This window comes from Terribacillus sp. JSM ZJ617 (assembly GCF_044383785.1).
Lineage (GTDB): Bacteria > Bacillota > Bacilli > Bacillales > Amphibacillaceae > Terribacillus.
The window spans coordinates 17810-32068 of the sequence record NZ_JBISEQ010000006.1 but is presented as its reverse complement, the minus strand read 5'-3'; the positions used below and the strand labels follow the sequence as shown (position 1 = coordinate 32068).

The window sequence follows — 14259 nt, the reverse complement described above, 5'->3', positions numbered from 1 at the left end:
TTCTTGGGATTATAGCGGTTTTCGCTTCGTTTATAATTTGAGATTATTATAGCACAATTTAAAGAGCAATCGGAAAAATAATTGAGCATTTGTTGCGATTGGGCTATACTATCCTTATATTCACATCTTTTATTTTTTAAAGCAACTCATTTTGAGTTAGCTGTTTCATTAATTACACGTTATGGAGCCTTTGAGGTTCATAGATACCCCATCTATGTATCCTCAAGGGCTTTTTTGCGTTTAAAAGACGTGAATAATAAAATCAGAAAGGGTGCAAAACATGGGACGTAATTTAGACTTTGCAAGTATCGAAAAGGAGTTTAATAAACCATTTAGAGAAGACGAATTAGGTTGGAGAGTACTAAATTCTTATAAAAGATACAACAAAGTATATGTGAATTTAGCAGCATACGTTGATAGCAGAGCCATTATGAAAAGATTGGATTCTATACTTGGAATTAATGGATGGGAAGACATCTATGAAGAAATTAATGATGGATTCAAGTGTGGTATTCGTATTTATATCACAGACGAACAATCTAGAACAAAGTGGGATGGCGCACCTCTTACTGACTTTGAGTCAGTTAAAGGAGGTATGAGTAATGCATTTAAACGTGCGGCCACTAAATGGGGAATCGGAAGATATTTATATGACGAAAAAATAAAGTCAGCCGAACTTCTTCCGGAAAGACGTAATGATGGAGAATATATTTTTTTCCAGGATAAAAAGAAGAATTTGAAGGGTTATTACAAAGTTCCTTCTACTACTGACAGTAATCAAAAAGAAAATAATTTTAGTGCAGAAGCACAAGCTAATCCGAAAATCTTAGAATTAAAAGATGCACTAAAAAAATGCGAGTACAAATTAGGTCTCTCAAACAATCAGAAATCGATTGTTAAGATCTTCAACAAGGCAAATGGTATAGCCGGTGAAATTAATGTTAATCGTATGAACTACATTAATAGCGAGGCCACCGAAACTGAACTCAAGAATTACTATTTAGCACTTAAACCTCTCTATAACATCTGTATGGCAGCGGAGAAGTTTAGGATTAGTCTCGATGAAATGCTAAAGTTTGCTCAAATTATAAAGCCGGAGCTTAGTGTAACTAATGTGTTCTCACTTTTATTTAACTTGAGTAATGCGGAAGTAATGAAGATTTATAAGATTGCGGAATCAGAGTACAACAATAAGAAGCAAGCAATGTAATTGCTTAAGTGGGTGAACAGAAGATAAATCTTCTGTTTTTTTATTTTACTAACGGATTGGAGGAAGAATTTATGAAATTATCAATAGAAAAAAGCATGTTATTAGAAGGTCTACAAAAAGTGGCGAAGGTTGTTACTAACAAAAATTCAATACCAGTGCTACAAGGGATCCTAATGGACGTTGACCATGAAAAGATTGTTTTAACTGGCAGCGATTCTACAGAAACCATCCAGCACACTATACTAATTGATCAAGGAATAGAGGTCACAGAACCTGGGAAAACAGTCTTACCTAAAAAAGTACTCGATATAGTCAAGAAAGCACCAGCAACTATTTACTTAACTGAAGATGGAGAGAAATTAAAGATAAAATTCAAGAAAAAAGGTAGAAGTGAATTTAATCTTAATTGTCTTAACGCTGCCGAATTCCCTGCTTTACAGGACAACGAAAAGAATTCAGCAGCTGTCAGTTTAAGTAGTCAACAGTTCAAATCTATTGTAAATAAGACCATTTTTGCCGCAAGTACTCAAGAGGCACGTCCTATGTTACAGGGTGTTCAATTTGGTACAAAAGAGGGTTTCTTAACTCTTTACGCGACAGACAGCCATCGTCTTTCTAAAGTACAAATAGAACAGGATTGTAAAGACTTTGATGTTGTAGTGCCAGCAAGAGCTTTAGATGGCATGTTAAAGGTTTTTGATGATGAAGGCACAGTTGAACTTCATATTCAAAACGAGCAATCTGTCATGTTTAAAAGCGGCAATACGAGTTTTATCACAAGACTCTTCCAAGGTAACTATCCTGCAGTTGAAAGACTTCTGCAGATAGAATCTGATACTACAATGACTATCAATAGAAAAAACTTCCTTAATGGATTGGACTTAGTATCACTCGCAGCAGATAATACGCGCCCTACTGTTCATCTTCATGTTAATGGAGTAGCAGTTTTGGAGAGTTTATCAAGCCAGTCCGGAAAAGGAACAATAGAAGTTGAATATAAGGCTATTGAAGGCATGCAGGAAGAATTCGATATAACGTTTGATGCGTTGTTTGTTATGGATTCCCTTAAAGCCTTGCAGAGTGACGAAATTAACTTTAATTATGTAGCTAAAGACAAGCCTATTATTACTGGCGCTGACGATACATTAGCTTCAGAGGTACATCTAATTACACCAATTAGAACTAAATAATGTTAGAGGCAGGGAGTATTCATTTAGAGTACTCCCCTTTCTATTGTGGAGGCTTAGTATGAACAAATTTAATTTAAGTTCATTGGAGGAGAACCTTAAGGAAAAGCATAAGAATTCTGGACATTTGTCTTGTAACAAAGGCTATATAACTGTCCTTGAAACTCTTTGGTACGGAAAAGACATTACAAGAATAGATTTCACAGCATTCACAGATTCTGATGTACAACTTGCATTCGACCATATATGGAGTGTAGCAGGTGAAGCGTTGGATGATGGTGATGAAGCATTTGAAATTGATTGGTTATCAGATTATATGACATATGGAGCAATAGATAACGCTCTTACAGCGATAGCAAGAAATAAATTTAAACGATATCACAATGAAAATGATGATTTCATTTAGGAGGATCAAATGAGTGTTATAGAATCGCAAGAAATTCACTCTTTAGAAGCGACACTATCCACGCTTTTAACAGCAAAGCTTTTTGTAGATACCGGTGTAAATCCTGATGAATTTCAAACTAAGGAAATATATGTGAATTTCTACAGAGGAGACATAAATGGCTATGAAATCTTTATTGAAGGCTTAAATATCTTATTTGGTGAGATAGAAGAATATGATCCATATGATAATTCTAGAGAAGAGTTACTCGAAGTTGGAATCAGTGCAAATGGTCATGAAAAGTATCTGATATTAAAAGATAAGCTTTTTAATGGCTGTAAAACAATAGATTTATCTGAATACAAAAGAATAATAGATCAGGATAATCACTTCTTTGATATGGGATTTGAATGGGCTTCTAAATGCGATGGTATTCTTATAAGCCTTGACGGTATTGGATACTATCACTCATTAACCAGGGCTATTTTAAAGCTTAGAGAGGATCTAAAAAATCGAAAAGAGGAGATTGTAGCATGAAATTCACTATTGTAATAGATGATGACATCTCAAATTTTGATGATCATGTATTAATTACGCAGGAAGAAGATAATGTGACGGTCGCTCAGTACACTATGTCTCTTTCTGATGTAAGTGCAGCCCTGAACAATTCGAGGGAAAGCTATACCTATATTGAGACCCCCCTTCTACCAAATAATTGTTTGAAATATGAGAAGGTAGATGGTTCCAGGGTAAATGGAGGCTCTGTAGAAAATGTCTTTGTTGAAATCCCAAAAGGCAATCTCAACATTACATTTGAAGGCAAGGTTTACAACATAGGAGTTCCCCGACTAATTATGAAATACTCAATTGCTTCCAGCAGAGTATTTGAAATAGCGATTTTTGCATTAAAACAAGGTCAGAGAATCGAAGAAGATGGAGAATTGTTCTACTTCCCTTTTCCTAATGTAGCGCACGAATCTGGCGTAGCATGTTTTGGTGCTAATACTCTACCTAAAGTTGAGAAAATAAGACATTTAGAAACATATCATTATCTATTCTTTTCAGCCCCTTTTGGAGCGGATTATGGTACTAGAGTTCTAACAAATAAGACTATCCTTCAATTATTCGAAAGTCTGGATAATAAGGAATTTAATGATGATTGGCTTATGCCGGCAACAACAAAAAAAATTGGTGACTTTATCAAAATGAACAATGAGGAGAATTTACAAAATGACTAAAAAACTTAATTCCGAGCAAACAGATATCTTTTCACTTTTTGAAATTCCTGACGAGTATGCTGAGGAACAAAAAAAGCAAGCAGAAAAACGAAAAAAACAACAGGAAGAAAGACTAAAAACAACCAAAGAGGCTGCTAATAAAAAGGATAAGAAAGACGAATTTACTCTTAATACAGATACTAAAATATACTTTTACGCAGAACTAATTGATGTTAATGAGTACTTTAGTATTGAGGAACTCACTAACGGCATTCCTAATAGTACAAAAGCAGAAGAGGAAATTACTTATAAGAAAGTAAGTGAAAGAGAGTTATTGAAAAGATTAAAGAAAGACTACCCCGTATTAGATGTAAGTACAGGAGCACAAGCAGTGTATATCAAAAGTAAAAACGCTGTTTCCATAATACTTCAAGCTAAAAAGAAGGGCGGTCCTGCAGCGCCTACCCATGGATTAGTCAAAACAGATACCAAGATCCCTTATAGTATCTTGAGAGATTTCATATCTCTTGCAAAGAGAGTATATGACCTATATGGAACAGAGTTTCATGCAGATATATATCTGGATCATGAAACGAATGAATTCTTTTTAGATATTCCAGAACAAGAAGTAACTAGCGTTACAGTAGAAGTTATTGAAGATGAGCTAACTACCGCCTTACGTTTCTTGGAGCGAAGATGTACCAAGTATATGGAGATACATTCACATCATGTTATGAGGCCTGTGCCGAGTGCATTAGATGATGCTAGTGAAAGAATGCCCATCTACTATGCAATAGTTGGCCGCTTCGATTATTATATGCCACAAGTAACAGTGAGAACTTTTGATATAGAAAGAAATGAGCATGTCAGTTTTAATCCGTCTTTAGTTTTTGAAGATCCTTTCTATTATGCTAATCCACAGTATGATTTAAGTAAGGTGGAGAAAGTATGAAGGAAATAAGTCTTCTAAAAGATTTCGGTCGATACGATACTGTTTATCCTTTCATATGTCAGATAGGAACTGGTGCAACTGGTACAAACTTAGTTCAAAACATCGCACAAATGCTATCAGGATTTAGAATGAGTTTTAATTATATTCTAGCTGATCCAGACGTAGTAGAAGATAAAAACCTAAAAAATCAATTGTTTATTAGGAAGGACGTCGGCCAGACGAAGGCAAAGGTCTTGGCCAAGAGATATAGCGCTGCGTATGATATAGGGATAAGTTCTTATTCTGATGGATATGTAGAAGATGTAAAAACGTTAAAAAGGCTGTTTAGTATTAATGAAAAGTATGCTGATATTAACTACGGTACATTAATCTTGCCTATCCTCATAGGAAGTGTAGATAATAACTTCACCCGTAAGGTTATGCATGAGTTTTTTTATTCCGTACCTAGACTATTGTATATCGACGTAGGAAACGATTCAGTTAAGTTACCTAAAGGTAAAGAACTAAGTAATATGGGTCTTTGGACCGCGGATGAGAAAATAGAATATGATTCATCAGGTTGGGACGGACAGGTGGTATGCGGATTGAGATTTAATAATGAAACAATCTTAGAGCCAGTGGCTTCTATTTTCCCTAACATCCTGGAAGATGAGGATGAAATAGCGCCAAGTGAGATTTCTTGTTCTAATGTTGTCGCAAGTGATCCGCAGCGACTGATGACTAATCGGATGGCATCGATAACTGTACTCACTTATCTTAATCAGATATTTGAATCAGGTATTATAAACAATCATATGACGTTCTTTCATGCGAAGGATGGCTTTATGAGGAGTCAATAAAAAAGACGCTGCAGAAAATCTGCAGCTTTTTTTTATGTTTGTTATAATTTGTTAAATAGATCATAGAGGAGCTTATTAATGAACTTTTTTCTTGACTCAACAGTCTTTCAGAATGGAAAAGATGTCTTTCTAAATAACAAATTGAGTAGAAAATTCTTTGATATTTGTGAGCAACAAGATTTCTCGATTTATATCTCTGAAGTAGTATTACAGGAAATAAGAAGACAATATAAAGAATTCATGAAGATGCAACTAACAAACATAAAAAAGGGAATGGGTGCCCTTAATACAGTGCCTCGTCTATCTTATATAAACCAATCACTACCCGATATAGATAGACTGACTGGAGCCTTTGATGATTATTTTGAGCAGTTGCGTAGTGAAGGGCGAATTATATTAGTGCCTTATGACAATAATATTCTCCCAGAATTAATTGATCGTTCAATCCACCGTATTATGCCTTTTACGGAAAAAAAGCAAGAATTTCGTGATGCTGTTATTTGGTTTTCCTACGCCAAGTTAGCTGAGGAAGAACAATTGGAAAATTGTTTTTTGATAAGTGGTAACACGACAGATTACCTTGACAAAAAGGGTTATATACATAAAGAATTAGAAGAAAAATCTTCACGTTTCCAACTTCTAAAAGATATGCACGCTGTCTTAAATTCAACCTTCATGAGTCCCTTTATGGAGAAGCATGCATTATTAGAGAGTTTAAGACAAAGGTCATGGGAAGAAGAAAGTATTTATGAATTCCTTTGTAGAGATGACTCTTGGAATAACTTGCTAAACTATTTTCGAGATGAATATGAAAGTGAAGACAATGGTGAAGTAACAACAATTAAAGTATCAGATAAGAGACTCAAGATAAGAGGAACCGATTACGTTAGTAATGAGTTTATTGTAAGTGGAAGTTGCTTTATATTTGTTAATTTCACAAATAAAGAAAGCGAATATTTATACGTTGATTTCATCGCTACTTATAATTCAACACATGAAGCATTACTAAACCTTCAGGTAACCAGTTATATGGATGGATATGAATATTTAGAGGGTGTTCATCGTATTTCTCAAGACGAATATTAGAAAAATGATAGTAAAAGGCGAATCTTTATTTAAGAAGATTCGCCTTTTACTATTCGATATGAAGACATGGAATTAGTAATAGTCGTAGAATATAGACTTAGCACCTACTTGTGCGGAAAATACTAATTGAGTCCTTCATTATTTAGATGCTCTTCATTTTGTATACTGTATTCTAATTGTTCATTAGCTCTTTCTGCAGCAGTGTTGTCCATATAGGAGACAATTATAAGCGTTATTAAAATACCGCTAGTTAAACCTAAACAAAAGAGCTGCATACTTCTTTTCACCTCTTATTCATCTCCTCAAGTCAATATATGATGATTTGTTGTAAGGTAACCTATTAGCCCACTAGCTAATATAGTGACAGCCAGTGCTAACATGAATAAACATTTACTCATTTACTTTCTCTCCTATACGAATAGATAGAGTAACCATAAAGCCCCATACAGTGAGCCACTAATTAATCCAGCATTTAGTAAGCCTACAAAGAAGTCACCTTCTCTATTGATCAATGTGCTACTCCATCTTCTACTATTGCAAGATATTCCTTCACAATAGCTACATTTACCTGTAGCTGCTTTCTCTCTAATTGATTTATCTCCAGAAATCTTGAAACGAGATTGTTATAAATTAATTGGATTTCATAAGGAGTAAATGTTGAAACAAGATTAATGTTGAAAATATAATTATTTACTTCGCCATTGTTTACTTGTATTAAAGTTACATCGCCAGCCTTGTTATCGATCTGCCTAAGTGATGACCACCAATACAGATCCCACATTTCAGTTTCAGTTGTAATATGCTTCGGTCCCAGGTAAATTTGTGGCGTTATAAAAGTAAAGTCTCCTATTCGAGCCATACGGCTCTCTAAGCCGCCCTTTTGTGCTTCTACTTCTAATGAGTTGCGTTCGTCTAAAAACGCTCTCTTGCTCCCTAAGAAAGCAATGTCAAAGGCTATTTGCAAAAGAGAAGAATGAACATCCTCATATTCGGCCGTTAGCTCCATAATAAACTGGTACATTGTTTCAGTAATCAATGCTTCTTCTTCATTTTGTAAAACTGCTTCTCGTATAAGCATCGGAATTTCTTCAGTTAAAATGCCTTCAGGATTAGATAGCCATACAGGATCCAATGTTGTCTGCTCATCAGACAATAACTCACGAACGATAAAGTAGCCATTGAAATATTGAGATTTAACAGCTTCAAAGAAGGGTTCCTCGTAATCTCTGTGTCGTTCAGCATCAGTTAGAACTTTTACTTTCTCAAAATAGAAGTGATTTAAGATATTAAACTGCATATTGAAATGCTCATCATTTGTAAAAGCTTGGCGTAGTTTGTTTTCAGTGAATAATAAAGCTTCTTTTTTTGTTCCGGTGTTATTCATTGTCATATTAATTCCCATCTCCAATTCTTATTGCTCGATATATGGTCCAGAGGGACTGTCGTCAGAGAATTTCCAAATACCGCCCTCTTTGACGATCGTTGTGATATAAAATTCTTCGTTCTTGTCTCTTAATACTTTCCGATAAAAGTATGCTTCTACGTTTCCTTGGCTGTACTGTAATTCAGAAAGAGAGTAATCTTTTGCAGCAGGATTATTTTCTTTGTAAAGATCCTGGATGCTTTCAAATATATGAACACCTTCATGTTTGTCTTTAGGTAAATCATTCACAATCTTTTCTGATCCATACCTGGATAGAAAGTCATAATACTGCTCTGCTTTCAATTCACCATTCTCAAAAGAATAGAGTATAGTTGCAACATATTGTGCGAATAATTCAGGGTCATTCTCGTTTATCTCTTTTGATGCACTGTCATTCTTGTTCATCTCTTCTAATTCATCTAAGTCATTCTCTTGCAATGAATCCGATATAGGTTTCTCATATTCCTTATAAAATTCTTCAAGTTCCTGTTCTGATTTATCAACTTCAGTTTCATTGTCTTCAACTTGTCTGCCTTGTGTTTCCTTAGCCTTCTCTACAAAACTATCGCTGCAGCCTACAAGGAATACTAAAGTTAACGTGAACGATAGTACGATTAGTTTTCGCATGCTGTCCTCCAGTGACCTACATCTAATTTATTTCTAAGGTAATCTTTCTCATTATTATTTAAGTAAGAAGCTATAGTAGAACTTTCCAAGGAAGTAGTTCTATGGATGATTTTTTCATAGAAAGAAGATACATCTGAGATTTTCCAAATTCCTTTGCCAGGAGTGATGGAGTGATCAAGGATACTAGCAGCACAGTAACAAAGAGTTTTGAGATAGTCCTTGTTTACATTAGTAGAAACGCTTATACCCTCAATCTTCCTTGTACCAAAAAGACATATACTCACTATTAATGAATCATGGTTCAATACATCTGTTCCAAAAAGCTTTGTAAACACCTTGTCACCCTGAATATATAGCTGATCTCTTATGCTCTTTGCTGAACCGTTGAGTATAATTTTAAATTGATTTCTATTAGGCTGAACCTTCACCTTTTCACCTAGATTATTGACTAAGATGTAATTGAATAAGTAATGTGATTTCTCTCTCTCAAATGGAACTACTAGAGTATCTTGATTTATTGCATCTACTTCACTACAACTTATCAACGCTGCTATTACTAAGTTTCTGTATGACTCGCTTGATATCGTAATACACCTCCTTTTAAACAAAAAAAGCCTAAACGAAGCGCACGAGGCACTTCGTTTAGGCTTTATACCTGTTATATTTTGTATACACTTATTCTACTACTTGTGAACTTTGATTATCAAGTATGTTTTTACCTTCTTCTGTTCTAAGCTTACTGTGCTTAACTAGTATAGCAGCGCTCTCATACTCAATTCCAAGCATCTCAGATATTGTATCAATTGTATAGTTAAGTTCATAGTAGAGGTAATAAGCGTATGCCAGACGAATTCGCGATGGAGATAATTTTGTATTTAAGCCAAAGTCTTTGGCAATTCCATTAAGATGGCCATGTATAGTCATTAATTCCATCGGTCCAATTGAACCATCTTGTTTTTTGGAGGTTAAGAGGTATTGTGACATATTAAAATGAGCTTGGAACATATAGTGATTTAAAAAATCCGCATGTGCATCTATGAATTCTACATAATGCTTCCCAAGATCTATAATTACACTCTGTTCTGAAACAATCACATTCTCTTTTTTAACTTGATATTCAGAACTTCTTAACCCCTTCAGAGATAGTAGAAACACAGCTTTTCGGCTATCAGTATAACCTGCTTCATTTAAAACATCCGATGTGATTTCTATTAAACTCCGATAATTTAGAAATGAAGGACTCATTTTTAATTGTTTTATCGTTTCAATTTTGGCCGCTGGATCAAGAGCAATCTTATGGAACCTTTCGAGATAGTCAAAAAAGTTTTTAAGGATACTCAGGTGCTTATTTAACGTGGACGCGCTATTACCATCATTTATTTCCTTATATTTTAGAAAATCCTTAATATCAGATGCTGATATCTCATACAGTTCTTTTCTTCTTTTATACTTTTCATCCAGGAAGGTAAATAACATGTTTACAGTCTTAATATAAGATTCAACAGTATCTTCACTTTTATTATTGTTAAGTAAATAGTCAGAATAACCAAAAGGCAACCTATTCACCTCTTCTCGCAATCTTTTAGTATATTATAACATCACTTCTATATGACACATATTTACATGGGTCAAAAGACATCTTGATAACATCTTGTTTTTTTAGAGAAACATTAGAGTAATCAATTACCCTAATGTTTCTCTAAAAGTTCAAAACCATTGTCACCAAAATGAAAAAAGACCTAGCTTTTTCTCACAAATAAAGACGACACTATAGAGTGCCGCCTAAGCTGTATACATCCACTTGATTCTCAATCCTCATCGCCCATTTCGAGGTATCCGATACCTATATCAGCTAGTCCTCCTGCTGCTTCCTTTATACTTTGAAATCTGCTTTGTATATCTTCTAACTGCAGCTGATCTCTTTCGACCTTCTCTTTTGCCACTGCAAGTTCTTCTTCTTTAGCTTTTTTAAGGGAATATTTCTCTTCAAGCTGAGAATCAAATTCTTTTTTAAATGCACTTACTTCTTCTTGAGCAGTTTGCTCTGCTTTAGCCATAACTTCATCTACATCAACCGGATTGTTATCAGGCCCTTTGAAGATGTTTTTCAGTGACCATTTCTGCTCATTTTTAGCAGCCATTGAATTTCTCAATGAATTATCAAGCATACGATAGTACTTCTTCTCGAGCGCCTGGTTGTTTCTGCTTAATTTAATATTATCAATCTGCGAATCGATATGCTTAATCTCATTCTCAATTAACTGTACTTTCTTAACAGAATTATCTAAGTTGTATTGTTTCTCAAATACACTACTCTTCAAAGATTGGATAGTAATCATTTTCTTTAAGGTTGAGATTTCCTCTGCTAAGTCTAAATCGTCATAGCCATAATCTTCTACTTCTCTCGATTTAGGTGGCGTATAGCTTTGGTTAGAAATTGCACCTGTTATTCCAACTAGATAACCGATATCAGAAAGAGTCTTTTTCGGCTTGTCCATAAGAATAAATATCATATGAAGTTTGAAAATACTTATGTAGTCAAGTCTAAAGAACCTTCCTATTTTCTCAGGGTTTATATAATCGTTAATTTCTGATCTGAAATAGTTTCTCAAAGTTGAATCAGCTCTAGCTAAAATAGTGCTGGCTTCCATAGTACTGTATTTAGCAGTAGTGCTCATATTTAAGATTGATTTTGTAAAAAGTTCTTCATCTAGTTTCCAGTATGCAATCTCAGTCCGAAGAGGATCATCCTTAAAAGTTTGCTCAAGCAAATTCTTCATATCGTTTTCGTTGGACAAAACGCTACACCTCTTCATTGTGGATTTCTACAATAATACTAACTATAAAATGCTGTGAAATCAAGGATAACAGCACACATTACAAACGTTGAGCGTATTTACTGTAGCGGAACTGTATCGCTAGTTAGCGCTGAATCGTTATCTAGCGTTTTAGTGAACGTTATATCGTTTGTTAGCGTTTGTATAACGGATTAGTTGCATTTTGTTTGCGTATAATTAGCGTTTGCTTTAAGGATATTTTGCGTTTTTGCGGTTGGGAAACGCTAAGTAACGCTATATAGCGGAATACGAGTGCTGTTTTTAATAAACTACCGCGTTTTACCGTTCGTGGGTTCGCAAACGTTTTGTAGCGCAAAAAAATAACCCTCTAAAAGAGGGCTATTTCATCTTAAAAATCGATATCATCAAGGCTAGATGCAGTAAAGCGTTTAGCGCTTTGATTGTTTTCATCAGACTCCTCAAAGTCATCTAAAGATAGTTTCTTTCTTCTTTGGGGCTTATCCTGTTTAGTCGAGAAGAAATCATCAAATTCACCTAAATTTAGTGATGCTGCAGCTTCTTTTTGAGCTTTCTTTCTTTCTTCTTCGATCTGTAACCATTCTTGTAACTCGGAATTTAACTTAGCTATACGAGTAGGTGGTGAAGGTAAAACAGCTATACCATATAAAGTTAAATTCTTCACTCTGCTGTTATTAGAAATTGATAGGTTAACCTTAGTTTCTAATAAATCTGAGCTAAATTTATAAACATCATCTGCGATTCGCGGCTCGATATTTCTAGATGAAGGATACATAATTGCTACCGCTGCATTAACAGCAGAAGTAGAGTCATATTCAGCTAATACTTCATTGTTCCTAAAGAGCATATCTATTACACCTGAAAGGTTTGAATCGGTTTTAATATCGTTATTTCGAGAAATTGATAACCAACCTGGTGTAGACAATGTACTTAGAAGCTCAGTTTTGTCCAATACCGATCTACCGCTTAGAAGGGGGATAGACGAAATCTCTGCAATTAAGCCAGATACAACCATATTACTATAGGATTTAGCATCTACTTGATGACCCCCGTGAGTTTTAAGAGGGCTTTTCTCGTAGTAATCATTCATTCGTTCGTTGTCTATAACTAAAATACTACCTATTTGGTTTTGATCAACCATACTTTGAAGCAATGATATACCTGCTAATGCATTCTTTCTGAATTGGGAGCCTCTCTCATCTGAAGAAGGAAGGCTGCAGATAACGCCTAAAGGAATTTTGTCACCAGGTAGTTTTCGTGCTTCGCGAACTCTAGAAAGGTAAGAAAGGGCTACTTTTAAAGCGCCGTTTCCCGTTCCGCCACCAAGACTCACACAAACCCATACAAATTCGGCATCTTGGATCTCATCAGCTATGGCTACTTGCTGATACTTCTTTTTATTTTCTACAGCAATTTCGTAACCCAATTGTGCATTTTTATCTGTTCCTTCAAGTTCTGGGAACTCTTCACTGGAAGTAACTATTCTGTGTGATTCCGGTATTAGTTGATTATGTTCTTCCATATCAGACTTAGAAGAGTTAAGTAGATATGTTGGATGGCCAAATCTTGATAGTTCAGCTGCTATTCTTCCGCCGCCTTGTCCTAAGCCAATAATTGCTTGAGTAGGGTAACGATCCATCTCATTTTCAACTTCTTTGGAAAATAAGTGTTCAGACAGGATCGCTTTTAAAGCGCCTAGTTTATTATTTTCTGTCATAGTCTTCATTCAATATCCCTCCGCTTTTTTTCTTGTGTTAAAAGGGTTCCTAGCTGCAATCCCCTGATTGTTACAAAATAAGGAGTAGATGTGCCATCTTCTTTTTTCTCTATGAATCCCTGGGATTCCAAAACAATGAAAGCAGCGTCATACTTTTTTCTTTTGCTTTTATAATCTTCGAGACGCGTTTTAACCAATCCTTTTAAATTTTGGTTTTCTCGATTATAAATTAGAATCTTCCGGAATACCTCAGTTGTAAACTCGTTATGTTTGTCTCTTAAGAACTTTAGCGTCTGTTTATCGTACTCAAAGTTCTGAAAGTATGTATCATTAGAAGATTGAACTATCTCATCCAATAGTATCACCCTCTCCTTGTGTACCTAAAAGGTTCTTAATTATGTACCATGAATTCATTATAACAAAACCCCTTTAAATAAGGCAAATGCAATCTTTCGTAATTTGTGGTCCGAAAGGCTCCTTAATTGTGGTACATAAATATGGTACAATAGTTTGCGGGTTTTATATTTAAGTTTTTCTTTAGACTATTGGCATTTATCTTTCTTAAATGTATACTCGCCGCTGAATTAAAGATCCCATTAATCAGTAGCTCTATGATAGTGTTACGTTGCGTTCGGTTCAGGTAATGGCATGATAAAAAGCAGCTATATTCGCTAATCAGCGTTTGTTTAACAAGAGAATATAGCTATCTAGCGTTGAATAGCACTTTTAGGAATCACAAGTAAGCTCAATTAGCGTTTAATTAACGGTAACGTTCATTTAATGCTAGCGCTACGCTTCGT

16 protein-coding genes are annotated in these 14259 nt (G+C 35.0%); 8 read left to right on the top strand and 8 right to left on the bottom strand.

What is annotated here, in order from left to right:
• Positions 1–280 precede the first annotated feature (280 nt).
• The 8 genes from ACH6C1_RS16750 (at position 281) to ACH6C1_RS16715 (ending at position 6876) form a co-directional block, all read left to right on the top strand.
• Positions 281–1210, top strand: coding sequence for a Rad52/Rad22 family DNA repair protein (locus tag ACH6C1_RS16750; RefSeq protein WP_374079075.1), 930 nt, complete (start codon positions 281–283; stop codon positions 1208–1210).
• Between the two features lie 71 nt (positions 1211–1281).
• Positions 1282–2400 (top strand): DNA polymerase III subunit beta, encoded by a 1119-nt coding sequence (gene dnaN, locus ACH6C1_RS16745; RefSeq protein WP_374079073.1) that lies wholly within the window; start codon positions 1282–1284, stop codon positions 2398–2400.
• Between the two features lie 58 nt (positions 2401–2458).
• A complete protein-coding gene (locus tag ACH6C1_RS16740; protein WP_374079071.1) occupies positions 2459–2803 on the top strand; it encodes a hypothetical protein in 345 nt (114 codons plus the stop codon).
• Positions 2804–2812: 9 nt separating this feature from the next.
• The gene (locus tag ACH6C1_RS16735; RefSeq protein ID WP_374079068.1) at positions 2813–3319 is read left to right on the top strand and encodes a hypothetical protein; all 507 of its coding nucleotides are present in this window, start codon (positions 2813–2815) and stop codon (positions 3317–3319) included.
• Positions 3316–4020, top strand: a complete 705-nt coding sequence (locus ACH6C1_RS16730) for a hypothetical protein (protein WP_374079066.1) — start codon at positions 3316–3318, stop codon at positions 4018–4020. Before ACH6C1_RS16735 ends, ACH6C1_RS16730 begins: the two co-directional genes overlap by 4 nt.
• The gene (locus tag ACH6C1_RS16725) at positions 4013–4951 is read left to right on the top strand and encodes a hypothetical protein (protein ID WP_374079063.1); all 939 of its coding nucleotides are present in this window, start codon (positions 4013–4015) and stop codon (positions 4949–4951) included. The genes ACH6C1_RS16730 and ACH6C1_RS16725 overlap by 8 nt, the downstream gene beginning before the upstream one ends.
• Positions 4948–5790 (top strand): ThiF family adenylyltransferase, encoded by an 843-nt coding sequence (locus ACH6C1_RS16720; RefSeq protein WP_374079061.1) that lies wholly within the window; start codon positions 4948–4950, stop codon positions 5788–5790. Before ACH6C1_RS16725 ends, ACH6C1_RS16720 begins: the two co-directional genes overlap by 4 nt.
• A 78-nt stretch (positions 5791–5868) precedes the next feature.
• Positions 5869–6876 (top strand): PIN domain-containing protein, encoded by a 1008-nt coding sequence (locus ACH6C1_RS16715; RefSeq protein WP_374079058.1) that lies wholly within the window; start codon positions 5869–5871, stop codon positions 6874–6876.
• A 122-nt stretch (positions 6877–6998) separates the two neighbouring features.
• Here the strand turns inward: ACH6C1_RS16715 and ACH6C1_RS16710 are convergent, their stop codons facing one another.
• From ACH6C1_RS16710 to ACH6C1_RS16675, 8 genes are all read right to left on the bottom strand, one after another.
• Positions 6999–7163: a hypothetical protein gene (locus ACH6C1_RS16710; protein WP_374079057.1), complete on the bottom strand. Its 165-nt coding sequence runs from the start codon at positions 7161–7163 to the stop codon at positions 6999–7001.
• A 221-nt stretch (positions 7164–7384) separates the two neighbouring features.
• Entirely contained in the window at positions 7385–8266 is an 882-nt protein-coding gene (locus ACH6C1_RS16705; protein ID WP_374079054.1) for a hypothetical protein, read from the bottom strand.
• Positions 8267–8287: 21 nt separating this feature from the next.
• A complete protein-coding gene (locus ACH6C1_RS16700; RefSeq protein ID WP_374079051.1) occupies positions 8288–8926 on the bottom strand; it encodes a hypothetical protein in 639 nt (212 codons plus the stop codon).
• Positions 8914–9354, bottom strand: a complete 441-nt coding sequence (locus tag ACH6C1_RS16695) for a hypothetical protein (protein ID WP_374079049.1) — start codon at positions 9352–9354, stop codon at positions 8914–8916. Before ACH6C1_RS16695 ends, ACH6C1_RS16700 begins: the two co-directional genes overlap by 13 nt.
• A gap of 247 nt (positions 9355–9601) precedes the next feature.
• Positions 9602–10483, bottom strand: coding sequence for a tyrosine-type recombinase/integrase (locus ACH6C1_RS16690; RefSeq protein WP_374079046.1), 882 nt, complete (start codon positions 10481–10483; stop codon positions 9602–9604).
• 251 nt (positions 10484–10734) lie between these two features.
• Complete coding sequence (locus tag ACH6C1_RS16685; RefSeq protein WP_374079044.1) at positions 10735–11724, bottom strand: hypothetical protein; 990 nt, start codon at positions 11722–11724, stop codon at positions 10735–10737.
• A 388-nt stretch (positions 11725–12112) separates the two neighbouring features.
• Complete coding sequence (locus tag ACH6C1_RS16680; RefSeq protein WP_374079042.1) at positions 12113–13468, bottom strand: FtsZ/tubulin family protein; 1356 nt, start codon at positions 13466–13468, stop codon at positions 12113–12115.
• Positions 13465–13824: a hypothetical protein gene (locus ACH6C1_RS16675; RefSeq protein WP_374079039.1), complete on the bottom strand. Its 360-nt coding sequence runs from the start codon at positions 13822–13824 to the stop codon at positions 13465–13467. Before ACH6C1_RS16675 ends, ACH6C1_RS16680 begins: the two co-directional genes overlap by 4 nt.
• Positions 13825–14259: the final 435 nt, after the last annotated feature.